This is a genomic window from Kocuria turfanensis (assembly GCF_001580365.1).
In the GTDB taxonomy this organism is placed as follows: Bacteria; Actinomycetota; Actinomycetes; order Actinomycetales; family Micrococcaceae; genus Kocuria; species Kocuria turfanensis.
In genome coordinates, this window is sequence record NZ_CP014480.1 from 1,773,586 (window position 1) to 1,795,437 (window position 21,852).

General features: G+C 72.8%; 21 protein-coding genes, 1 pseudogene and 1 riboswitch. Of the genes and pseudogenes, 11 read left to right on the plus strand and 11 right to left on the minus strand.

The genetic code is table 11. The features are described from left to right. Together AYX06_RS08180 and AYX06_RS08185 are read right to left on the minus strand one after the other, a co-directional pair. Positions 1-807: a carbon-nitrogen hydrolase family protein gene (locus AYX06_RS08180; RefSeq protein WP_062735350.1), complete on the minus strand. Its 807-nt coding sequence runs from the start codon at positions 805-807 to the stop codon at positions 1-3. Positions 808-964: 157 nt separating this feature from the next. After that, complete coding sequence (locus tag AYX06_RS08185) at positions 965-2,005, minus strand: M14 family zinc carboxypeptidase (RefSeq protein WP_062735351.1); 1,041 nt, start codon at positions 2,003-2,005, stop codon at positions 965-967. 147 nt (positions 2,006-2,152) lie between these two features. Between AYX06_RS08185 and AYX06_RS08190 the strand changes: the two genes are divergently transcribed. Both AYX06_RS08190 and AYX06_RS08195 read left to right on the plus strand, forming a co-directional pair. Beyond that, positions 2,153-2,539, plus strand: coding sequence for a YidH family protein (locus AYX06_RS08190; protein ID WP_062735352.1), 387 nt, complete (start codon positions 2,153-2,155; stop codon positions 2,537-2,539). 1 nt (position 2,540) lies between these two features. After that, positions 2,541-2,900: a DUF202 domain-containing protein gene (locus AYX06_RS08195; RefSeq protein ID WP_062735353.1), complete on the plus strand. Its 360-nt coding sequence runs from the start codon at positions 2,541-2,543 to the stop codon at positions 2,898-2,900. Between the two features lie 88 nt (positions 2,901-2,988). On the opposite strand, the gene AYX06_RS08200 is transcribed toward AYX06_RS08195, so the two are convergent. Next, entirely contained in the window at positions 2,989-4,275 is a 1,287-nt protein-coding gene (locus tag AYX06_RS08200; protein ID WP_062735354.1) for an adenylosuccinate synthase, read from the minus strand. Positions 4,276-4,511: 236 nt separating this feature from the next. Here AYX06_RS08200 and AYX06_RS08205 point away from each other — a divergent pair, with 236 nt between their 5' ends. The 5 genes from AYX06_RS08205 (at position 4,512) to ehuA (ending at position 9,238) form a co-directional block, all read left to right on the plus strand. Then, positions 4,512-5,927, plus strand: coding sequence for an amino acid permease (locus tag AYX06_RS08205; protein ID WP_084271517.1), 1,416 nt, complete (start codon positions 4,512-4,514; stop codon positions 5,925-5,927). Positions 5,928-6,084: 157 nt separating this feature from the next. After that, complete coding sequence (gene ehuB / locus AYX06_RS08210; protein WP_062735356.1) at positions 6,085-7,032, plus strand: ectoine/hydroxyectoine ABC transporter substrate-binding protein EhuB; 948 nt, start codon at positions 6,085-6,087, stop codon at positions 7,030-7,032. A gap of 4 nt (positions 7,033-7,036) precedes the next feature. After that, positions 7,037-7,768, plus strand: a complete 732-nt coding sequence (gene ehuC, locus AYX06_RS08215) for an ectoine/hydroxyectoine ABC transporter permease subunit EhuC (RefSeq protein ID WP_062735357.1) — start codon at positions 7,037-7,039, stop codon at positions 7,766-7,768. Further along, positions 7,765-8,406: an ectoine/hydroxyectoine ABC transporter permease subunit EhuD gene (gene ehuD, locus AYX06_RS08220; RefSeq protein WP_062735358.1), complete on the plus strand. Its 642-nt coding sequence runs from the start codon at positions 7,765-7,767 to the stop codon at positions 8,404-8,406. The genes ehuC and ehuD overlap by 4 nt, the downstream gene beginning before the upstream one ends. Before the next feature lie 70 nt (positions 8,407-8,476). Beyond that, positions 8,477-9,238, plus strand: coding sequence for an ectoine/hydroxyectoine ABC transporter ATP-binding protein EhuA (gene ehuA / locus AYX06_RS08225; RefSeq protein ID WP_062735359.1), 762 nt, complete (start codon positions 8,477-8,479; stop codon positions 9,236-9,238). Between the two features lie 53 nt (positions 9,239-9,291). Here ehuA and AYX06_RS08230 read toward each other — a convergent pair whose 3' ends face one another. The 5 genes and pseudogenes from AYX06_RS08230 to AYX06_RS08250 all read right to left on the minus strand — a co-directional run bounded on the left by AYX06_RS08230 (position 9,292) and on the right by AYX06_RS08250 (position 12,998). After that, positions 9,292-9,708, minus strand: coding sequence for a VOC family protein (locus AYX06_RS08230; RefSeq protein WP_062735360.1), 417 nt, complete (start codon positions 9,706-9,708; stop codon positions 9,292-9,294). Positions 9,709-9,710: 2 nt separating this feature from the next. Continuing rightward, the gene (locus AYX06_RS08235; RefSeq protein ID WP_062736954.1) at positions 9,711-10,208 is read right to left on the minus strand and encodes an SRPBCC family protein; all 498 of its coding nucleotides are present in this window, start codon (positions 10,206-10,208) and stop codon (positions 9,711-9,713) included. Between the two features lie 6 nt (positions 10,209-10,214). Next, positions 10,215-10,565, minus strand: a pseudogene (locus tag AYX06_RS08240) (ArsR/SmtB family transcription factor); the annotation flags it as partial. Between the two features lie 46 nt (positions 10,566-10,611). After that, positions 10,612-12,018: a hypothetical protein gene (locus AYX06_RS08245; protein ID WP_062735361.1), complete on the minus strand. Its 1,407-nt coding sequence runs from the start codon at positions 12,016-12,018 to the stop codon at positions 10,612-10,614. Beyond that, the gene (locus tag AYX06_RS08250; RefSeq protein WP_062735362.1) at positions 12,006-12,998 is read right to left on the minus strand and encodes a glycosyltransferase; all 993 of its coding nucleotides are present in this window, start codon (positions 12,996-12,998) and stop codon (positions 12,006-12,008) included. Before AYX06_RS08250 ends, AYX06_RS08245 begins: the two co-directional genes overlap by 13 nt. Before the next feature lie 229 nt (positions 12,999-13,227). Next, positions 13,228-13,331: riboswitch (SAM riboswitch) on the plus strand. A 68-nt stretch (positions 13,332-13,399) separates the two neighbouring features. On the opposite strand from AYX06_RS08250, the gene AYX06_RS08255 reads away from it, so the two are divergent. Both AYX06_RS08255 and metE read left to right on the plus strand, forming a co-directional pair. Continuing rightward, positions 13,400-14,323: a methylenetetrahydrofolate reductase gene (locus tag AYX06_RS08255; protein ID WP_062735363.1), complete on the plus strand. Its 924-nt coding sequence runs from the start codon at positions 13,400-13,402 to the stop codon at positions 14,321-14,323. A gap of 124 nt (positions 14,324-14,447) precedes the next feature. After that, positions 14,448-16,865, plus strand: coding sequence for a 5-methyltetrahydropteroyltriglutamate--homocysteine S-methyltransferase (gene metE, locus AYX06_RS08260; RefSeq protein WP_062735364.1), 2,418 nt, complete (start codon positions 14,448-14,450; stop codon positions 16,863-16,865). 197 nt (positions 16,866-17,062) lie between these two features. Here metE and AYX06_RS08265 read toward each other — a convergent pair whose 3' ends face one another. Next, on the minus strand, positions 17,063-17,836 hold the full coding sequence (locus AYX06_RS08265) for a GAF and ANTAR domain-containing protein (RefSeq protein ID WP_062735365.1): 774 nt from the start codon (positions 17,834-17,836) through the stop codon (positions 17,063-17,065). Positions 17,837-18,122: 286 nt separating this feature from the next. On the opposite strand from AYX06_RS08265, the gene AYX06_RS08270 reads away from it, so the two are divergent. Further along, complete coding sequence (locus AYX06_RS08270) at positions 18,123-19,373, plus strand: phospholipase D-like domain-containing protein (RefSeq protein WP_232319426.1); 1,251 nt, start codon at positions 18,123-18,125, stop codon at positions 19,371-19,373. Positions 19,374-19,442: 69 nt separating this feature from the next. Then, positions 19,443-20,177 (plus strand): trimeric intracellular cation channel family protein, encoded by a 735-nt coding sequence (locus tag AYX06_RS08275; RefSeq protein ID WP_062735367.1) that lies wholly within the window; start codon positions 19,443-19,445, stop codon positions 20,175-20,177. Positions 20,178-20,219: 42 nt separating this feature from the next. On the opposite strand, the gene AYX06_RS08280 is transcribed toward AYX06_RS08275, so the two are convergent. Together AYX06_RS08280 and fbaA are read right to left on the minus strand one after the other, a co-directional pair. After that, positions 20,220-20,639: a DUF3151 domain-containing protein gene (locus AYX06_RS08280; RefSeq protein ID WP_062735368.1), complete on the minus strand. Its 420-nt coding sequence runs from the start codon at positions 20,637-20,639 to the stop codon at positions 20,220-20,222. A 131-nt stretch (positions 20,640-20,770) separates the two neighbouring features. Further along, a complete protein-coding gene (gene fbaA / locus AYX06_RS08285) occupies positions 20,771-21,793 on the minus strand; it encodes a class II fructose-bisphosphate aldolase (protein WP_062735369.1) in 1,023 nt (340 codons plus the stop codon). Positions 21,794-21,852 lie beyond the last annotated feature (59 nt).

Consider the following 21,852-nt stretch of genomic DNA (forward strand, 5'->3'; position numbering starts at 1 on the left):
TCAGTCATCGTCGGCGGGCAGCAGCTGGGCCGGGCCGAACCGGCGGTTGGCGAGCACGGGCACGGTTGCGCGCACCTCGACGATGCGCTCCGCGGTGACGTCGGCGGTGAGCACCGTCTCCTCCTCCCCGGCCTCGGCCACGACCACGCCGAGCGGGTCCAGGACCGCGGAGCGGCCGACCGTGTGCGCGGCGCAGGTGTCCGCGGCCGCCACCCAGACCGTGTTCTCGATCGCGCGGGCCTTGAGCAGCGCCTGCCAGTGGTCCACCTTGTGCTCCCCGGCGAACCAGGCGGCGGGCACGGTCAGCAGCTGCGCCCCGGCGTCGACCACGGCGCGGCAGATCTCGGGGAAGCGGAGGTCGTAGCAGGTGATCATGCCGACCGAGAGCTCACCGATCCGCACCACCGTCACGCCCTTGTCCCCGGGCCGGATCCGGTCGGACTCCCGGTGGCTGAACGCGTCGTAGAGGTGGAGCTTGCGGTACGTCCCGAGGACCGCGCCCTGCCCGTCCACGGCCGCGAGCGTGTTGTAGGGCCGGCCGTCGGCGGAGGCCTCGTAGCCGCCGGCGATCACGGCCACGCCCGTCTGCGCGGCCAGGAAGGACAGCTGCTGGACGAAGCCGGACCACCCGCGCAGCACCAGCTCCTCGAACCGCTCCCCGATGAGCCGCTCGGAGAACATGGCCTCCTCGGGGAACACGACGAGCTCCGCGCCGGCGGCGGCGGCCTCCCCGGCCATCCGGCGCATGGTCTGCAGGTTCTCGGCCGTGTCCGCGGTGGGCGCGAACTGTCCGACGGCGATCTTCACGGTCTCTCCTCGGTGCGGCGGCGGGTCCGGGGCGCCCCGGCGCGGTGCGCCGGCGGCGCCGCTGCGCCCACTGTATCCGCCGCCGCGCGCGGGCGGGACCGCCCGACGTCGAGCGGCCCGCGCCGCCGCGGTCACCCCGCACGGTCACCCCGCACGGTCACTCCGTGCGGGTGGTCTGCTCCGGCAGCGTGTCCCAGAAGCTGGTGTCGGCGGTCTCGATCGACCCGTCCCCGATCGCCCGGGCCGTCTCCGTCAGGGTCAGCACCGTCTGGCGGATCAGGTAGCCGTTGCTGCGGCCGCCGAGGATGTAGTCCTCGCGGTAGTGGTCGGACATCCCGCGCATCTCGAACAGCAGCGTGGCCACCCCGTACTCGACCGCGATCCCGTTGCGGCTGATGGTCTCGGCCGTCCCGCCCACGTACTTGCCGAGCCGGCCCCAGCCGGTGGGCTCGATCGCGGAGTGCACCACGGCGCCGAGCTGCTGCGAGCGCTGGACGAGCTCGGGGTCGGCGTTCGGCGTCGTCGGGTACAGGATCGAGCCGGAGACGAGCTCCCCGTCCACCTCGGACTGCGTGCCCTGGTGGTGCAGGTCGATCATGTAGTCGATGTCGTAGGCGCCCAGCACGTTCTGGTGCAGCGCCTGCGTCTCGGGCTGCGTGCGGGCGACGTGGTCGCGGTTGAGGTCGATCCCGTTGGCGTTGTACCGGGTGAGGTGGCGGTCCTTGGCCAGGTAGTCGTCGAGCGAGAAGTCGACGTCGCCCATCGCGCCGTCCGGGTTGAGCATGGGCACCACGAGGATGTTCACGTTCTCGAGCAGGTCGGCGGACTTGCCGGTGCCCAGTGCCTTGATGAAGCTGAGCGCCCCCTCGGTGGTGAGCTGCTCGTTGCCGTGCTGCTGGGTCAGGTACAGGATCGTGGGGTTCTCGGGGTCGGAGACGTACTCGGCGAGGTAGAGGTCCCGCCCCTTGACGGACTGGCCGATGACCTTCAGCTCGAGCGCGTCCTGGCGCGCGTCCTGGTCCTGCAGCTCCGCGGCCAGGTCCTCGTAGGTGCTGAGGTGGGCGGTCGTGTACTGGCCGGTGCCGGGGTTCGGGCCCTCGCCCACGGCGGTGGCGGGCGCGGTCACGGCGCCGCCGGCGGCGAGCAGGGCCGCCAGGGCCAGGACGGAGGTCAGACGCGCGGTGCGGGCGTGTTCCATGGGGGGCTCCTCAGGGGGGTTGGAGGGAATCCCAGGGTATGGGGCGGACGTGATCCGGACAACAGTGCCGTCCCCTCCGCCCCCGGCACGGGCGGGACCCCGTGACAGGATGGGCCGTGGAACGACCGGGCGAGCGGAGGGCGGACGATGGGCGAGCAGCCGGGAACCCCGGGACGGCGCCGGCTGACCGAGCGGGTGCTCGGCGGCGGGGAGGACCCCGACCCCCGCTTCACCCTTGCCAACGAGCGCACGTTCCTCGCCTGGATCCGGACCGCGCTGGCGTTCCTGGCCGGCGGGATCGCGATCGAGGCGTTCACCGCGGACCTGTTCGACGAGGGCATCCGCACGTTTCTCGCGGTCGTCCTGCTGGTGCTGAGCATGCTGGTCAGCGCGGGCGCCACGTTCCGCTGGATCGGGGTCGAGCGGAGCATGCGGCGCCAGGCCCCGCTGCCCCTGCCCCTGATCGCGCCGGTGCTCGCGGTGGGTGGGGCGATCGCGGCGGGAGTGCTCGTCGTCGTCGTCCTGCAGGGCTGAGATGCCGCGCCCGCACAGCCGCCGGCCCGCCCCACCGCCGGAGCGCCCGCACGAGGACGAGGGCCTGCAGCCGGAGCGGACCACCATGGCGTGGGGGCGGACCCTGATGTCCTTCGTGGTGGTCTCGGCGGTCTTCCTGCGCTGGCTCCCCCAGCACGGGCCGTTCGTGCTGGTGCTCTTCGGGCTGGCGGTGCTCACGGCCGGGTCGATCTACCTGACCCAGCGGCCGCGGTACGCGCGCAGCGCCCGCGGGATCGCCCGGGAGGAGTCGGCCCCGGAGGCCGGGGCGGTGCTGGCCACCGCGCTCGCCGTGCTCGTGCTCGGCGCGCTCGGCGTCTGGGTGGTGCTCGTCCTCGTCTGACCCCTCGCTCCCGCACGCGAGGTCGCACGTCTCGGCGACCTTGAGCGCGCTCGGTCGCCGAGACGTGCGACCTCGCGTGCGGGAGGGATCAGTCGATGAGGTCGCGGACCACGATGGTGTCGTCGCGGTCCGGGCCCACGCCGATGGCGGACATCCGGGTACCGCTCATCGACTCGAGCGCCTCCACGTAGGCGCGGGCGTTGGCCGGCAGGTCCTCCAGGGAGCGGCAGCCGGTGATGTTCTCCGTCCAGCCGTCGAAGTGCTCGAAGATCGGCTTGGCGTGGTGGAACTCCGTCTGGGTCATCGGCATCTCGTCGTGGCGCACGCCGTCGACGTCGTAGGCCACGCACACGGGGATCCGCTCGATGCCCGTGAGGACGTCGAGCTTGGTGAGGAAGTAGTCGGTGAAGCCGTTGATCCGGGAGGCGTGGCGGGCCATCACGGCGTCGTACCAGCCGGTGCGGCGCGGGCGGCCGGTGTTCACGCCGAACTCGCCGCCGGTGGTGCGCAGCCGCTCGCCCATCTCGTCGAACAGCTCCGTGGGGAACGGGCCGGCGCCCACCCGGGTGGTGTAGGCCTTGATGATCCCGATCGCCCGGGTGATGCGGGTGGGGCCGATGCCCGAGCCCACGGACGCGCCGCCGGCCGTCGGGTTGGAGGAGGTCACGAACGGGTAGGTGCCGTGGTCCACGTCGAGGAAGGTGGCCTGGCCGCCCTCCATGAGCACCACCTGGCCCTCGTCGAGGGCGTGGTTGAGGAGGTAGGTGGAGTCCACGATCATCGGGGCCAGCCGCTCGGCGTAGCCCAGGAAGTACTGCACGACCTCCTCGACGTCGATGGCCCGCCGGTTGTAGAGCTTGACCAGCAGCTCGTTCTTCTGCCGCAGCGCGCCCTCGATCTTCTGCCGCAGGATCGACTCGTCCAGGACGTCCTGCACGCGGATGCCCAGCCGGCCGACCTTGTCCATGTAGGCCGGGCCGATGCCGCGGCCGGTGGTGCCGATCGCCCGCTTGCCGAGGAAGCGCTCGGTGACCTGGTCCATGGTCTGGTGGTAGGGGGCCACGAGGTGGGCGTTCGCGGAGAGCCGCAGCCGCGAGGTGTCCGCCCCGCGCGCCTCCAGGCCGTCGATCTCCTCGAAGAGTGCCTGGGGATTGACGACGACGCCGTTGCCGATCACGGGCACGGCGTTGGGGCTCAGGATCCCCGCCGGCAGGAGCTTGAGCTCGAACTTGTCCCCGCCCACCACCACGGTGTGCCCGGCGTTGTTGCCGCCGTTGGGCTTGACCACGTAGTCGACGCGGCCGCCGAGCAGGTCGGTGGCCTTGCCCTTGCCCTCGTCGCCCCACTGGGCGCCGACGATCACGATTGCTGGCATTGACGGACTCTCCTGCCTGGATGACGCGGGAGCTCTCCCGCGGGGCCCGGCGGAGGCTCGCCCCGGCCGGGCACGACAACGCCCCTGTGTCGACCCGGTCCTGTCCGCACGCTCGAGGCGGCGCCGCGCCGGCAGGATGGAGGCCCAGGGGCTCGTACCGTGCAAGTCTAGCGGTCCGTGACCGGGCGCACGCATCCGGGCCCGCCACCCGGGAGTGCCGCGGTCCGATACCCTGGATGCCCATGAGTTCCCCTTCCTCCTGGACCCGGACCGCGTCCGGCCCGCCGCGCCCGGCCACACCGTCCGGGACCGCACCGGGCAGCCACCTCAAGGCGCGTCACCTGGTCATGATGGCCCTGGGCAGCGCGATCGGCACCGGCCTGTTCATCGGCACCGGCGCCGCGATCCGCACGGCGGGGCCGGCGGTGCTGCTGTCCTTCCTGGTGGCCTGCGTGCTGCTCGTGCTGGTCATGCGGGCGCTGGGCGAGATGGCCGCCGCGGACCCGTCCCCGGGCGCGTTCTCCACCTACGCCGAGAAGGCCATGGGCCGGACCGTGGGCCGGACCCTCGGCTGGCTGTGGTGGGCGCAGATCGTGGTGGTGGTCGCGGCGGAGGCCACGGCCGCGGCCCAGCTGCTGACAGAGCTGTGGCCGGTGGCCGAGCAGTGGGTGCTGGCGCTGCTGTTCATGGTGGTGTTCACGGCGGTCAACCTGGTGAAGGTGCGCACCCTCGGGGAGACCGAGTTCTGGTTCGCCCTGATGAAGGTGCTCGCCGTGCTGGCGTTCCTGGGGGTCGGCCTGGCCGTGCTGCTGGGCCTGACCGACGTGCCCTCCCCCGGGCTCGGCAACCTCACCGCGCACGGCGGCTTCCTGCCCAACGGGCTCACCGGGGTCGCCGCCGCGCTGCTCGTGGTGATCTTCGCGTTCGGCGGCACGGAGCTGGTGACCATAGCGGCCGCGGAGACCGAGGACCCGCAGCACAACGTGGCGCGCGCCGTGCGCACCATCCTGGTCCGCATCCTCGTCTTCTACGTGGGCGCGGTGACCGTGATGGTGCTGGTGCTGCCGTGGGACGACGAGCAGCTCTCCGTGAGCCCCTTCGTGGCCGTGCTGGAGACCGCCGGGGTGCCGGGCGCCGACGTGGTGATGGCCGTGATCATCATCCTGGCGCTGCTCTCGGCGCTCAACGCCAACGTCTACGGCTCGTCCCGGATGCTGTACTCCCTGGCCCGCCGCGGCTCCGCCCCGCGGGCCTTCGCCGACGTCTCCGCCCGCGGGGTGCCCCGGACCGCGGTGCTCGTCTCCGTGGCCTTCGGCTTCGGGGCCGTGGTGCTGAACTACCTGTGGCCCGAGACCGTGCTGCTGTGGATGCTCAACACGGTCGGTGCCACCTGCCTCGTGGTCTGGGGGCTCGCCCTGGTCTCCCAGATCGTGCTGCGCCGCCGCGCGGACCGGGACGGGACCGAGCTGCCGCTGCGGATGTGGGCCTTCCCGTGGCTGTCCTGGCTGGCGCTGGCAATCCTCGCCGGCATCCTGCTGCTCGGCCTGCTCGACGACGCCGTGCGCGGTCAGCTGCTGCTCACCGCCGGTCTGGTGCTGCTCATCGCGCTGGCCTCGAAGCTTCTCGGCCGCCACCCTGGATCGACCACCTGATGGGGATCTCCGACTGACATCGCGTGACATCCGCAAGGGGACGCTGTTGAATGAGCGGACAGGACCACAACCTCTCGCCCGGGCTCCTCGCCCGCGGCACGAAGGACCGGTGCCGCGAGATGCGCCAGGGCACTGATCAGCCCGGAGGGCCGTCACCATGGTGCAGTCGACGAAGACTCAGTGGAACAGGAAGCGCCGCGCCGCGGCGCTCGGGAGCGCGACGGCACTAGGCCTGCTGACCGCTTGCGGTGGTGCGGGGGAGGATGCCGGCAACACCTTGTCCCAGGCCCAGGAGTCGGGCAGTATCACCGTGGGCTTCGCCGGCGAGGCTCCCTACAGCTTCGAGGAGGGCGGCGAGCTGACCGGGGCAACCGTGGCGCTGCACCGTGAGATCTTCGGCGCGCTGGGGGTCGAGGAGCTCGAGGGCGTCAACACCGACTTCGGGTCGCTCATCCCCGGGCTCACGGCGGGCCGTTTCGACGCCGTCAGCGCCGGGATGTCCATCCTTCCCGAGCGGTGCGAGCAGGCGTCCTTCAGCAACCCCGAGTTCATGTACACGACCGCGCTCATGGTCGCCGAGGGCAATCCGTACGAGCTCCGGACGCTCGACGACGTGGCAGCCAACCCGGACGTGCAACTCGTCACGATGACCGGGGCCATCGAGTCCAGCTACGCCGATTCGCTGGGCATCGACAACAACGAGGTGGCCGGTCCGCAGGACGGCATGGACGCCGTGGTCAACGGACGCGCGGACGTCTTCGCCCTGACCGGGATCTCGCTCAACTGGATGGCGGACGGGAACCCCGACGCCCCGGTGGAGGTGACCGAGTCCTACGTCCAGGAGATCGACGGCGTTCCCCAGGTGGGCGCCGGCGGGACCGTGTTCCGCACCGAGGACGAGCAGTTGCTCGCGGCCTACAACGAGGAGCTCGAGAAGATCGTCAGTGACGAGGAGCGCTACTTGGAGATCATGGGAGACTTCGGGTTCACCGCGGCGGAGCGCCCGGACGGCTCCGTGACCACCGAGCAGCTGTGCGCCGGTGAGCTGGCGGAGGGCGAGACGCCGGAGGCTGCGCCCGCCGGGACCGAGGATTCCGAAGGCTAGCCCCGTGCGGGAGAATCTCGCCGTCCTGTGGGACTTCTCGCCCCGGCTCGTCGACGGCGTGCTCGTCACCCTGCAGCTGACGCTGGGCGGGGCGCTCGGGGCGTTCGTCGTCGCGGTGGCCCTCGGCCTTGCCTCACGGTCGGAGGCCGCGCTCCTCAGAGGGACTGCTCGCGTGGTCGTGGAGTTCTTCCGCGGCACTTCCCTGCTGGTCCAGCTGTTCTGGCTGTTCTTCGTGCTGCCGCTGCTGGGGGTCCGTCTGGAGCCGATGACGGTCGGTGTCCTGGCCCTCGCCCTGAACTACGGCGCCTACGGTGCCGAAGTGGTCCGCGGCTCCATCGCCTCGGTGGACCGCGGTCAGTGGGAAGCCACGCACGCCCTGGGGATGTCGGGGATCCACCGGATGCGCCGGATCATCTTCCCTCAGGCGTGGGCGCTGATGATCCCCTCCCTGGCCAACCTTCTGATCCAGCTGCTCAAGGGGACCGCGGTGGTCAGCTTCATCACGCTGAGCGACCTCAACTTCCATGTCGTCCAGCTCAGACAGGCCACCGGGGATACCCTGTTCGCGTTCACGGTGGGCCTGCTCATCTACTTCGTGCTCGCCTACCTGCTGAACCTGGGGATGAACGTCCTCGAGATCCGTGCGAAGAACTCCCTGGGGCGGGGCCCGTCCATGCGCGAGATCTGGCGGCCGACCCGGCCGGAGTCGGCCGAGGTGGGCGGTGGCACGCCGTGATCTGGAGCTGGGAGCGTGCGCTCGAGGCCCTGCCGCTGCTGCTGGAGGGCTTCAGGATCACGCTGCTGGCCACCGTGCTGGGCACGCTCATCGCCGCGGGGCTGGGCCTCGTCATCGCCGTGCTCAAGCGCGCGCTGCCCACTCCCCTGCGACAGATCGTCCACTGGGCCACCGAGTTCGTCCGGATGACCCCGCTCGTGGTGCAGCTGCTGTTCGTGTACTACCTGCTCACCGAGGTGTCCCCCCTGGTTATCGGTGTCGCGGTCATCGGCATCCACTACGCCACGTATATGGCCGAGAGCTATCGGGCGGGCATCGAGTCAGTGCCGAAGGGCCAGTGGGAGGCCGCTACGGCACTCTCCCTCCCTGCGTCCCGCACGTGGCGCGCGGTGGTCCTGCCGCAGGCCCTGCGTGCGACGATCCCCTCCCTGGGCAACTACGCGGTGGCCATGTTCAAGGACACGCCGTTCCTGTTCGCCATCTCCGTGGTGGAGCTCGTCACGTCCGCCCAGCAGTTCGGGGCCCGCAACTTCGCGTACACGGAGGCGTTCACGCTCGCCGGCCTGATCTTCCTGCTGGCCAGCTACCCCACCTCCGTCCTGATCCGCCGATTGGAGAAACGCCTTGCCCACTACTGACCGTGAGGACGAGCTTCCCGAACAGCGCACCGCAGGCGACTCGACGCCTCCTGCGCCGGGGCGGGACCAGGTGCCGACCATCGAGTTCCGCGACGTCGTGAAGCGGTTCGGTGGCCACACCGTGCTCGACGGACTCGACTTCAGCGTCGACCGCGGCGAGCGGGTCACGCTGATCGGCCCCAGTGGATCGGGCAAGACCACCATCCTGCGGCTTCTGATGACCTTGGAGGACCTGACGGACGGGTTCATCCTCGTGGGCGGCGAGCCCCTGACCCACGAGTTGCGCAACGGGCGGCGTGTGGAGGTGCCGGCCAAGCGGAAAAAGCAGATCACACGCCGGATCGGCATGGTCTTCCAGCAGTTCAACCTGTTCCCCAACATGAGCGTGCTGGAGAACGTCACCGAGGCCCCCGTGCACGTGCTGGGGATGAAGAAGACCGAGGCGAAGGACAAGGCCATGGGCCTGCTGCGGCAAGTCGGGCTGGAGGAGAAGGCCGATGAGCACCCTTCGAGGCTGTCCGGCGGTCAGCAGCAGCGCGTCGCCATCGCCCGGGCCCTCGCGATGGACCCGGAGATCCTCCTGCTGGACGAGGTGACGTCCGCGCTGGACCCGGAGCTCGTGGACGACGTGCTCAACGTCCTGCGCGAGGTCGCGGACACGACGGACATCACCATGCTGATCGTGACCCACGAGATGCAGTTCGCCCGGGACGTGTCCCACCGGGTGCTGATGTTCGACGCCGGGCGCATCGTCGAGGACGGCGCTCCGGAGATGATCTTCACGGCACCGCGCAACGAGCGGACGAAGACGTTCCTGCGCGCGATCCTGTGAGCGTCCGCTCCCGGGCGGGTACGGGCCGTCCGGGAACGCCCGGGAGCGGACGCTCAGAGGCGGTGCTCGGGCGGGATCAGCGGACGACCGGCGCGAGCCCGCAGCTCCTGGACCACCCACGAGTTGCCGTCGGGATCGCTGAAGCCGAAGACCGTGCCACCGTCCCGCTCGTCGATCACCGTGATCCCGCTGACCTCCACGCCCCGGGACAGCAGCTCCTCCCGGGCCGCCCGGGCGTCCGCGACCACCAGCTGGAGCCCCCGCAGGGACCCGGGGGCCATCTCCCGGTGGGCGGGGAGGTTGCCCACCACGATCGAGCAGCCGGACCCGGGCGGGGTCAGCTGGGCGATGTCCATCTGCTCGGTGGTGGTGTGGTGGTCGAGGTGGAAGCCGACCTGGTCCCGGTAGAACTCCACGGCCCGGTCGACGTCGCGCACCGGCACCAGCACCACCTCGAGGGTCCAGTCCACGCTCAGCCTCCCTGTCCGCCGAGCAGCCCGGCCAGCAGCTCCTCGAGCCGCTCGTAGCCCTCGGCCATGCCCTTCTCCATGCCGGAGCCGACCATCCCGTCGCGGGCCTCCTGCGAGGCGTGGACGGTGTGCCCGCGCAGCCGGCACCGGCCGCCGCCCAGGTCCTCGAAGCGCAGGTACTCGAGGTCGACCGCGTCGGGCCAGCCCTCGTACTCGAAGGTCTGGACGACCAGCTCGTTCTCGCGCACCGTGTGGAAGACGCCGCGGAAGGCGTGCTCCTCGGCGCTGTCCTCGCCGCGCTGGACGAAGCGGTAGGCGCCGCCGGCGCGGAACTCGAAGCCGTCGATCCGGGTCCGCAGCCCGCGCGGGCCGATCCACTGCCGGAACAGCTCGGGGTCGGCGTGGGCGCGGTAGACCTCCGCTACGGGGAAGTCGAAGTCCCGCTCGAAGTCGATGTACGGCACGTCGTCGGGGACGGTCAGGTACAGGGCGTGTCCCATGGTGGGCTCCTCCCGGTGCGCGCCGCGGGGTGCGGCGCGGGTGTCGAGCACGGCGTCGAGGCGGCGGAACTGCTCCTCCCGGACCAGCCGGTACCGGTCGATCCAGGCGGTGAGCGCCTCCAGCCGTGCGGGGTCCAGGTGGACGGGCCGCCGCTGGGCGTCACGGGTGCGCGTGACGAGCTGCGCCTGCTCGAGGACCTGGATGTGCTTCGAGACCGCCTGCTTGGAGATCGCGAAGGGTTCCGCCAGTTCGGTGACCGTGGCCGGGCCCCGGCTGAGCCGGGCGACGATCCGCCGCCGGACCGGGTCGGCGAGGGCCAGGAAGGCCCGGTCGAGCAGGTCGTCGTCGGGATCCACGGTATTTGTCAACGCATTCCTTGATCAACCTGTTGGTTGTTCAAGGCTACGCCCGGTGAGCCGGTGCGGCCACTCCCGAGACCGGATCGTGACGCTCGTCCGCCCCCTTCCCCGGGGCCGCGGGCTCGCTCCGCTCCGCGGCGTCGGGGGCGTCCGGCGCCGGGCGCGGCAGGGCGGCGGCGGCCAGGCACGCGGCGGTCACGACGGCGAGCGCGGCGGGCACCCCGCGGTTGACGAAGAACGCGTGGATCTGGGAGTGGTTGCTGAGCACGGTGTACCAGAGGGGCACCGCGGCCGCGGGCAGGGCCAGCACCAGGGCGACCGCCCAGCGGGACGGCCCGCCGCGCCGGTGGGCCAGGACCAGGCCCGCGGCCGCCGCCAGCAGGCAGCCGGCGAGCACGAGCTCCGCGGTGGGCACCCTGGTCCACCAGTAGTCGATGTTGGCGCGCACCCCCGCGCCGAAGGACTCCGCGACCCCCGCGTGGTCCCCGCCGGTCCGGTTCCCCACGTTGCGGCGGACCACCTCCACGGTGGCCGGGACGCCCAGGAAGGCGCCGGCGATCACCCACCGGGCCGCCCAGGTGACGGCGAAGGCCACGGGCCAGACCGCCCCGGCCAGGAGCACCGCCACGAACGTGGCCCTCAGCTCGCGGCGGTGGAACCACGTCACCGCGCCCACGGCGAAGGCGGACATCGCCCACGGGACGGCGGGCGTGGTCAGGAGGTCGACGAAGCAGAAGAGCGCGGCGCCCAGGGCGGCGCCCGCGCAGCCCAGCCGGGGCGAGCGGCCGGCCCCGAGCGTGGCGAGGACCACGGACAGGAAGATGAAGGCGATGGAGATCGACTGGCTGAAGGAGGTCGAGGGGGTGGACAGCAGGTTGGTCCCCGCGACGTAGGGCAGCACGAGGGCCAGTCCCACGGCGGTGGAGGTCCGGGCGCGCAGCGCGAGGAACGCCCCGGCCAGGGCGAGCACCATGAGGGTGCCCGAGACGATCCGCAACCCCTCCAGTCCGGCCACGGCCAGCACGGGGCGGGTGAGCACCGTGTAGCCGGCCCAGTACTTGAAGTAGTCGTTGTCCTCGAGCACGGCTCCCTCGGCGATGGCCCGGAGCTGCTCCGGCCCGCCGCCGCAGGTGGCGAGCCGGGGCATCCGGACGGCCCGGCTGAACGCCGACTCCTCCGGGGACGCACCCAGGCCCGTGCCCGCGACCACGCACTCGGTGAAGGTGTCCGCCGGGGTGCCCATCCGGTCGACCGTGCCGTGCGGGCCGTAGGTGCCGTCCTCGACCGCGGCGAGGAGGTGCTCGACGACGGGCCGGTCCGGCACGGCCTGGCCCACCACCAGCAGCCCGAACAGGGCGAACTGCAGGACCACCAGCATGCCCAGGCCCTGGAGCCAGGGGCGCAGCGGGGCCAGGCGGCCGCCGGTGTCCGCCGCGGTCACCGGGCCCACCGGCGCTCCTGCGCGGCGGGCGGAACGGGACGGTCCGCCCCGGCCCCGCCGCTCCACGGCGGGGCCGGCTGGCACAGGTAGAACAGCCGGGAGGTCTCCCGGCGGATCCTGGCCTGCCCGTGCAGCAGGACGCCCATCAGCAGGAACACCCCGGCCAGGAGCACGAGGGAGGCGGCCAGGAACGCCGTCGGGAAGCGGGGCACGAGCCCGGTGCCCGCGAACTCCACCACCACGGGCAGGCCCAGGACCAGGCCCAGCAGGAACAGTGCGCACGAGACGGCGCCGGTGACGAGGAAGGGCCGTTCCTGGAAGAGCAGCTGGGCGAAGATGCCCAGGATCCGGAAGCCGTCGTGGTAGGTCCGCAGCTTGCTCTCGCTGCCCTCGGCCCGGTCGCGGAAGCCCACCTCCACCTCGGTCTGCGGCACGCGGGCGTTGACGGAGTGCACGGTCAGCTCGGTCTCGATCTCGAACTCCCGGGACAGCGCCGGGAAGGACTTCACGAAGCGCCGCGAGAAGACCCGGTAGCCGCTGAGCATGTCGGTGACCTGCCGGCGGAAGGCGAAGGTGACGAGGGTGTTGAAGAACCGGTTGCCGGACTCGTGGCCGGCCCGGTAGGCGGTGCCGCTGACCTGGCGGCGCACCCCGAGCACGTGGTCGTAGGGACCTGCCAGCAGGGTGTCGATCATCCGGGGCGCGTCGGCGACGTCGTAGGTGTCGTCGCCGTCGATGAGCAGGTAGACGTCGGCGTCGAGGTCCGCGAAGGCCCGCCGCACCACGTTGCCCTTCCCCTTATCCTCCTCGCGCCGCACGTGCGCGCCGGCCCGCCGGGCCGCCTCGGCGGTGCCGTCGGTCGAGCAGTTGTCGTAGACGTGGACCTCGATGCCGGGGACCGTGGCGAGCAGGTCGGTGACGACCTTCGCGATCGCGGCCTCCTCGTTGTGGCACGGGACGACCGCCACGATGCGGGGCGAACTGGGCATGGATTCTCGTTCCTGGGGTCGTGGCGGCGGGGCACGTTCATTATGACCGCGGGCGGGCACCGTGCGAACCGGTCCGCAGCGGTGGCACTGCGCGGCGCCGCCGCGGGTCGCGCGACGTCCGGTGTCGATGTTGCGCCGCGTGACGCGCCCGCCGTCACAGTCGGCGCACCGGCGTCTTCTGCGCCGCCGGACTTGGCACCCGCCCGGGCACCCGCTGGAATGGGTCCTGCATCTATCCAGAGCGGCCGAGAGACCTGGCTCGTCGACGCCGCAGCAACCATCCGCAGCCCCACGGGGGCCGCGGAACGGTGCTCCCGCCAGGACCGATGGAGCTGTCGCAGCCTCCCGGGTCCGCCCCGGGACGGCCGGCGCCCTCCCTCGGGGTGACCCCAGGAGGTTCTGTGAGACGACCACCCGACCGGACGGCGCCACCGCCGGCCCTGTCCTACGAACTCTATCCACCGCGCTGCGCGGCGAGCGCCGAGACGCTGCTGCGGACCATCGAGGAGCTGGAGCCCACCCGCCCCGACCACGTCGCTGTCACCTACAGCGGGGACGCCCCGCGGCGGGCCGGGTCACTGGCGCTGCTGGACCACCTCCTGGCCCGCACCGGCCTGCGGCCCCTGGCGCACCTCACGTGCGTGGGCAGCACGCGGGCCGAGCTGGAGGAGACCGTCACCTCCCTGCTCCACCGCGGGGTCCGGGGCGTCCTGGCCCTGCGCGGGGACCTGGAGCCGGGCGCGGAGCCCGGCGAGCTGGCCCACGCCGGGGACCTGGTGGAGCTCGTGCGCGAGGTCGAGCAGCGCCACACCGCGTCCCTCGCCGCCGGACGGCTCGCCGTGGGCGTGGCCGCCTACCCGACCCGGCACCCCGAGTCGCCGTCCTTCCGGCACGACATCGAGGTGCTGCTGGCCAAGCAGCGCGCCGGGGCGGACTTCGCGATCACGCAGGTCTACTTCCGCCCGCAGCGCTACGAGCGCCTCGTGGTCGCCGCCCGGGCCGCCGGGGTGACGATCCCGATCGTGCCGGGGATCATGCCCGTCACGGAGCCGCGGCGGCTGGCCACGCTCTGCCGGCTCGCGGGGCTCCGGCCCCACCCGGGCCTGGCCGCGGCCCTGGAGGATGCCTCCGGCCCCGCCGAGCGGCACCGGGCGGGCGTGGCCTTCGCGACCCGCCTCGCCCGCGCGGCCCTCGACGCCGGGGCGCCCGGGCTGCACCTCTACACCTTCAACGAGCACCGGGCCGCCCTGGACCTGCTGGAGCGCGTGGACCTGCCGCGCGTGCCCCACCAGCCGGCCGCACTGCCGGATCTGCTGCCCGCCTGAGCAGCCAGGGACGCCGTCCGGCCCGGCCGCCCCTCGTGGCCCGGGCCCCGTCCCGCACCTCGTCCCCGACCTCTGCCCGACCCCTTTCCCGGACCTCTTCCCAGACCTGCTGAGGAGCACACCCATGAGCACGACCACCCCTGCCGTCCCCTTCCCCGCCGCCACCATCACCGGCTACCCCCGGATCGGCCGGCGCCGCGAGCTGAAACAGGCCCTCGAGGCCTACTGGGCCGGGCGCTCGACCCGCGAGGAGCTCGAGGCGGCCGCCGGCGAGCTGCAGCTGGCCACCTACCGCCGGCTGGTGGAGCTGGGCCTGGGCGCGCAGGACGCGTCCCTGCCCGCGGCCTTCCCCCTCTACGACCAGGTCCTCGACACCACCGTGGCCCTCGGGGCGGTCCCGTCCCGCTTCGCGGACCTCGCCGGGGAGGACGGGCGCCTGGACCTGGACGGCAGCTTCGTGCTGGCCCGCGGCGACGCCGGGCGGGCACCGCTGGAGCTGACCAAGTGGTTCGACACCAACTACCACTACCTGGTCCCCGAGATCGGCCCCGGGACCCCCTTCACCGCCTCCGCCGACCGGCTCGTGGCCGACGTCCGCCGCGCCGCCGAGCACGGCTTCACCGTCCGCCCCGTCCTCGTGGGGCCTGTCTCCTTCCTCCTCCTGGCCAAGGCCGACGACGACGCCCCCGCCGGTTTCGACCCCCTGCAGCGGCTCGCCGACCTGCTGCCGGTGTACGCCCGGCTGCTCGACGCGCTCGCCGCGGCCGGGGCCCCGTGGGTGCAGCTGGAGGAGCCGGCACTGGTGGCCGACCAGGACGTGCCCGCCGCGCGGCTCGCCGCGGCCGTGCAGGAGGCCTACTCGGCGCTCACGGCCGTGCCCGGGCGGCCGCGGCTGCTCGTCACCACCTCATACGGCTCCCCGGGCGCCCTGCTGCGCCCGCTGGCCCGCAGCGGGGTCGAGGCCGTGCACCTGGACCTGGTCAAGGGTGCGGCCCCCGCCCCCGCGGAGCTGGCGCTGTTCGCGGGCGAGGGCACCCCCGCGCTCGTGGCCGGGGCGGTCGACGGGCGCAACGTGTGGCGGGCCGACCTGGCCGGCCGGCTCGACCAGCTGGACGACCTGGTCCGCGCCGGCGCCCGGGTCGCCGTGGCCAGCTCCACCTCCCTGTTCCACGTCCCGCACGACGTGGCCGAGGAGACCCGGCTGCACCCGCTGCTGCGCAGCTGGCTCGCCTTCGCCGACCAGAAGGTCGGCGAGGTCGTCACCCTGGCCCACGGTCTCGCCGCGGGCCGCGGGGCGGTCGCGGACCAGCTGGCCGAGGCCGCCGCGGCCCGCCGATCCCGCGAGGACGCCCCGGGGGTCCGGGACGCGGCGGTGCGCGAGCGGGCCGCGTCCCTGACTCCGGCCGAGATCGGCCGCGCCCCCGCCGAGGTGCGCCGTGCCGCCCAGGAGGGCCGGTCCTTCACGGCGTCCGGTCCCCTGCCGCCGCTGCCCACCACGACCATCGGCTCCTTCCCGCAGACCGCCGAGGTCCGCGCCGCCCGCGCCCGGCACCGCGCCGGAGCGCTTCCGGACGCCCAGTACGAGGGGTTCCTGCGCGAGGAGATCGAGCGGGTGGTGCGCCTGCAGGAGGAGCTCGGCCTCGACGTGCTCGTGCACGGCGAGGCGGAGCGCAACGACATGGTCCAGTACTTCGCCGAGCACCTGGACGGCTTCGCGACCACCGTGCACGGCTGGGTGCAGTCCTACGGCTCCCGCTGCACCCGCCCGTCGATCCTGTGGGGCGACGTCAGCCGGGAGGGCCCGGGGCTGCGCGGCGAGGCGTTCACCGTCCCGTGGATCGGCCACGCCCAGTCCCTCACCGACCGGCCCGTCAAGGGCATGCTGACCGGCCCGGTCACGATCCTCGCGTGGTCCTTCGTGCGCGACGACCAGCCGCTGGAGCAGACGGCGCGGCAGGTGGCACTGGCGCTGCGGGACGAGGTCGCGGACCTGGAGGCCGCCGGGATCGGCATCATCCAGGTCGACGAGCCGGCCCTGCGGGAGCTGCTGCCGCTGCGCCGGGCCGACCAGCAGGCCTACCTCGGCTGGTCGGTGGACGCGTTCCGCCTGGCCACCTCGGGGGTGCGGGACGAGACACAGATCCACACCCACCTGTGCTACTCCGAGTTCGGCGAGGTCGTCGGGGCGATCGACGGCCTGGACGCCGACGTCACGAGCATCGAGGCGGCCCGCTCCCGGATGGAGGTGCTCACGGACCTGGAGGCCGCCGGCTTCTCCCGCGGCATCGGCCCCGGCGTGTGGGACATCCACTCACCGCGGGTGCCCGGGCAGGAGGAGATCGAGCAGCTGCTCGAGCGGGCGCTCGAGCACGTGCCGGCGCGGACCCTGTGGGTCAACCCGGACTGCGGCCTGAAGACCCGCGGCTACGAGGAGACGAAGGCCTCCCTGGAGCACCTCGTGGCAGCGGCCCGGACCGCCCGGGAGCGCTCGGCGCAGCCGGCGGGGCCGGCGCTGATCGTCCAGCACGGCTCGCGCGCCTGACCCGGGCAGCACGGACGCCGGGCGGCCGGGCGGGCCGGCGTGAGTGACCACGGGCACCGCGGGTGACCACGTGATCACGTGGTCACCCGCGGTGCCCGTGGTCAGTGCCGGTGCCGCGCCCCGAGGCCAGGGGGCGCGGCGCCGGCACCCAGCCCGACCGAGCGCCGAGCACGGACCGCGGGCCGCGCTCGGCATGGTCAGTCCCCCCGGGCCTCCGGCGCGGGACGGCCGGGCCGGCGCGGCAGCGAGAGCTCCCCGGTGTCCACGACCTCGGTGGCGATGTCGGCCATCTTCCGGTTGGTGTCCTGGCTGGCCAGGCGCAGCAGCTCGTGCGCCTGCTGACGGGTGAGCTTGTGCTGGGCCATCAGCACCCCGATGGCGGTGCCGATCTCCCGGTTGGACCGCAGCGCGAGCTCCAGGTTCTCGGCCCGTTCCTGAGCGAGCGCCGTCGACACCGCCCAGGCGGCGTGGGTGGCCAGCATCGTGCCGGCCCACTCGGTCTGCGCGTCGAAGGCGTCGGGGACGTCGGAGTACAGGTTCAGCGCGGCGACCAGGTCCGGGTCCGCGACCAGGGTCAGCCGGTAGGCCAGCGCGCTGCGCATCCCGACCTCCCGGGCGACCTGCGCCCCGTACTCCGGCCAGCGGACGTCGTGGGCCAGGTCCCCGGAGCGGTGCACGCTGTCCTCGAGCGCCGCGTCCACGCACGGGCCCGAGCCCACCCGGTACTGGAGCGCGTCGGCCTGCAGGGCTCGCTTCCCGGTGGCGGCCAGGGTGCGGAACGTGCCGTGGCGCAGGGTCGTGATGCTGGCCCACCGGGCCCCCGGCAGCGTCTCCACGGCCTGCCGGATCACCGCCTCGACCAGGGTGTCCGCGGTCACGGTGCGCAGCGTCTCACCCAGCCGTACGACGGCGTCGGCGATCTCGGCCAACCCGTCCGGGTCGGCCGGTGTGGCCGGGAGCGGCGTGCTCACGAGCACCTCCGGACGGTCGTGGTGACGGTTCGGCGCCCCGGAAGAGCAGGGCCTGGCACAGGCAAGCCTGACACCAGTGCGCGCTCGTCACAAGCCGCCGCCCGGACCGAGCTCGCCCGATCCGGGCGAGCTCGGTCCAGCCGGACCGGCAGGTCCGCGGAGGCTCGCGCGGCCCCGACGTGCCGGCCCGTCCCGCTGCCCGTGTGGAGCCCGGCCGCGCCTCCCGGGTCCCCGGCCGGGGGTGCCGCCGGCACCGGGGCGGAAGCACCACGGGTAGGCTTTGCGGATGACGTCCCCTCGCGCCACGGGTCCCCGCATGCTCCGCTCCCTCGCCGTCCGCTCGGTCGCGGGCATGGTCGCCGTCCAGGCAGCGGTGGTGGCCACCCTCGTGGCCACGGACGCGATCAAGCGCCGCCAGCGCGCCAAGCGTTCCGGCTTCCCGCGTCCGGGCACCTTTGAGCACACGGTCGCGGACACCGGGACCACGGTGTACACCTACGGGGAGGACCTCTACCGGGACATGCTCGCCGCGATCCGGGGCGCGCAGCACCAGGTCCTGCTGGAGACCTTCATCTGGAAGGACGACGAGGTCGGCCGGTCCTTCCTGGAGGCCGTCAACGCGGCCGCCGCCCGCGGCGTCCAGGTGCACGTGATGTACGACGGCTTCGGCAACCTGGTGGTCCCGCGCTCCTTCTACCGCTTCCACCCCGACGTGCACGTCTACCGGTTCCCCGTGCTGCGCCCCAACCTCCTGCTCAGCCCGCTGCAGGCCACCGGGTTGACGCACCGGAAGCTGCTGGTCGTCGACCAGGAGGTCGGCTTCGTGGGCGGGTACAACGTGGGGTCGCTCTACGCCACGCAGTGGCGGGACACCCACGTGCGGCTCACCGGCCCCGCCGCCTTCGAGCTCGGCCACTCCTTCGCCTCGGTGTGGAACCACCCCTCCGCGCGGCGGCCCAAGCTGCCGCACGTGAACCCGGGCGCCTGGGACTCCCGGGTGCGGGCGATCAACAACATCCCGGCCAGCCTGGTGTACCCGATCCGCAGCGTCTACCTCGACGCGATCCACCGCGCCACGGACCACATCTACCTGACCACCGCCTACTTCATCCCCGACCAGCAGATCCTCTCCGCCCTGATCGAGGCCTCCCGGCGCGGGGTGGACGTGCGCGTGATCCTGCCCGAGAACTCCAACCACGTGCTCGCCGACTGGCTCTCCCGGGGCTTCTACTCCACGCTGCTGGCCGAGGGCATCACCGTGCTGCTCTACCGCAACGCCATGATCCACGCCAAGACCGCCACCATCGACGGGCAGTGGTCGATCGTGGGCACCGCCAACATCGACCGGCTGAGCCTGGGCTTCAACTACGAGACCAACCTGGAGATCCACGACCGCGACTTCGCCGCGGACATGGAGGCGGTCTTCGCCGCCGACAGCGAGAACTGCCGGGAGCTCACCGCCGGGCAGTGGGACGAGCGGTCCCCCGCGGCATGGTTCGCCGAGACCGTCCTGGTCCCGCTGCGGCCCTTCCTCTGAGCACCCCCTCCGGGCGGGAGCGGCCCGGGTGCTACCCTCGGGCGTCGGTGTGCCGTGGATGAGGTGGTCGTGGGAAGTACGGATCCGAGCGTCGTGTTCGACGTCGTCGACCTGCTGGGCGTGCTCACCAACGGCGTGCTGGGCGGGGCGGTGGCGCGCCAGCTGCGGATGGACCCGGTCGGCTTCGTGTTCCTCGCCGTCGTCTCCGCGCTCGGCGGCGGTCTCCTGCGGGACACGCTGCTGCAGGTGGGCTTTCCCGTGGCGCTGACCAATCCCGCCTACCTCGGCACGGCGATCGCCGGGGCCGCGATCGCGTTCTTCCTGCAGCTGCGCGGCAGATGGACCCACCGCGTGCTGATCGTGGCCGACGCCCTGGCCGTGGGCTGCTGGGCGGCCACGGGCACCGCCAAGGCCCTCGACGTCGGACTGAGCTGGTTGCCGGCCGTGATGATCGGGGTGATCACCGCCGTGGGCGGCGGGATGATCCGCGACATCGCGGTGGGGCGGGTGCCCATGATCTTCGGCGGCAACACCCTCTACGCCACGGGGGCGGTGATCGCCAGCGCCGAGATGGCGGTCCTGCACGGCCTGGGCCGGCCCAACTGGGGCATGGCGGCGGCGATCCTCACCGCCGCGACGGTCACCGTCCTCGCCCGGCGCCGGGGGTGGCGCCTGCCCGGGGCGGGCGAGTGGAACGTTCGCCTGCCGAAGCGGGACTGGCCCCGCCCGTCCTGGCGTCCGCGCCGGCCCCGCCGCCGCAAGGGCGACGGCCCCGGCCGCGGGCCGGAGTCCGGCCGGAGCTGACCGGCGAGGGCCCGGGGGCGTCCCCGGGCCCTCGCCGCCGGATCAGCGCTGCAGCTGCTCGGCAGCCGTGGGGTCGGAGTCGTTGAGGAACTTCTGGATGCGCTCGGCCTCGTCGAACTCGCCGATCGCGGCCGCGGCCCGGCCGAGGGCGGACAGCGCGCGGAGGAAGCCGCGGTTGGGCTCGTGGGAGAACGGGATGGGCCCGTGGCCCTTCCAGCCGTGGCCGCGCAGGGCGTCCAGGCCGCGGTGGTAGCCCACTCGGGCGAACGCGTAGCCCTCCAGCGTCCGGCCCTCGGCGAGGGCGTCCTCGGCGCACATCGCCCACGCGAGGGAGGACTTCGGGAAGCGCGCGGCGAGGTCCTCCGCCTCGTCGCCCGCCTCGATGCGCTCGGCCAGCCCGGGATCCGCCGAGAGATAGGTGGGCTCGGGGCCGTCGAGCAGGTTCTTGCCGGTGAGACTCATGAGGGAAGGGGTCCTTTCGGTGCGCGGAGCTGCGGGATGCGTGCGGGGCGCGGTGCGGGACGGACGACGGCGGCGCCCCGCACGGGCAGGGCGCCGCCGCCGGTCCTCCGCGGCCGCGGAGGGTGGTGCCGCTACTTGACGGAGGTCCCGGCGGAGCCGAGGTTCTGGCAGGCCTCGACCACGCGGGCGGCCATGTGCTCCTCGGCCAGGGCGCCCCACACGCGCGGGTCGTACTTCTTCTTGTTGCCGACCTCGCCGTCGACCTTCAGCACGCCGTCGTAGTTGGTGAACATGTGCCCGGCGACCGGGCGGGTGAAGGCGTACTGGGTGTCGGTGTCCACGTTCATCTTGACCACCCCGTACTCCACGGAGTTCGCGATCTCCTGCGCGGTGGAGCCGGAGCCGCCGTGGAAGACCAGGTCGAAGGGCCGGTCCTTGCCGAGCTTCTTGCCGACCTCCTGCTGGATCTGCTGCAGCAGCTCGGGGCGCAGCTTGACCCCGCCGGGCTTGTACACCCCGTGCACGTTGCCGAAGGTCAGGGCGGTGAGGTAGCGGCCGTTCTCCCCGGCGCCGAGGGCCTCCACGGTGGCCAGGCCGTCCTCGACGGTGGAGTAGAGCTTCTCGTTGATCGCGTTCTCCACGCCGTCCTCCTCGCCGCCGACCGCGCCGATCTCGACCTCGAGGATGATCTTGGCCTTGTGGGTGCGGGCCAGCAGCTCCTGGGCGATCTTCAGGTTCTCGTCGAGCTCGATCGCCGAGCCGTCCCACATGTGGGACTGGAAGATCGGGTCCTCGCCGCGGGCCACGGCCTTCTCCGACTCCTCCAGCAGCGGCAGCACGAAGCCCTCGAGCTTGTCCTGCGGGCAGTGGTCGGTGTGCAGGGCGATGTTGACGTCGTAGTTCTTCGCGACCTCGCGGGCGAACGCCGCCATCGCGAGCGAGCCGGTGACCATGTCCTTGACGGAGGCCCCGGACCAGTAGGCGGCCCCGCCGGTGGAGGCCTGGATGATGCCGTCCGAGCCGGCCTCGGCGAAGCCGCGGATGGCCGCGTTGAGGGTCTGGGAGGAGGTGACGTTGATCGCCGGGTAGGCGAAACCCTTCTCCTTGGCGCGGTCGATCATCTCGGCGTAGACGTCAGGGGTTGCGATGGGCATGCTGGCTCCTTCGGGTCGGGTGCGGCCTGGCCCCCACTCTAGCCAAACCGCCGCCGGGG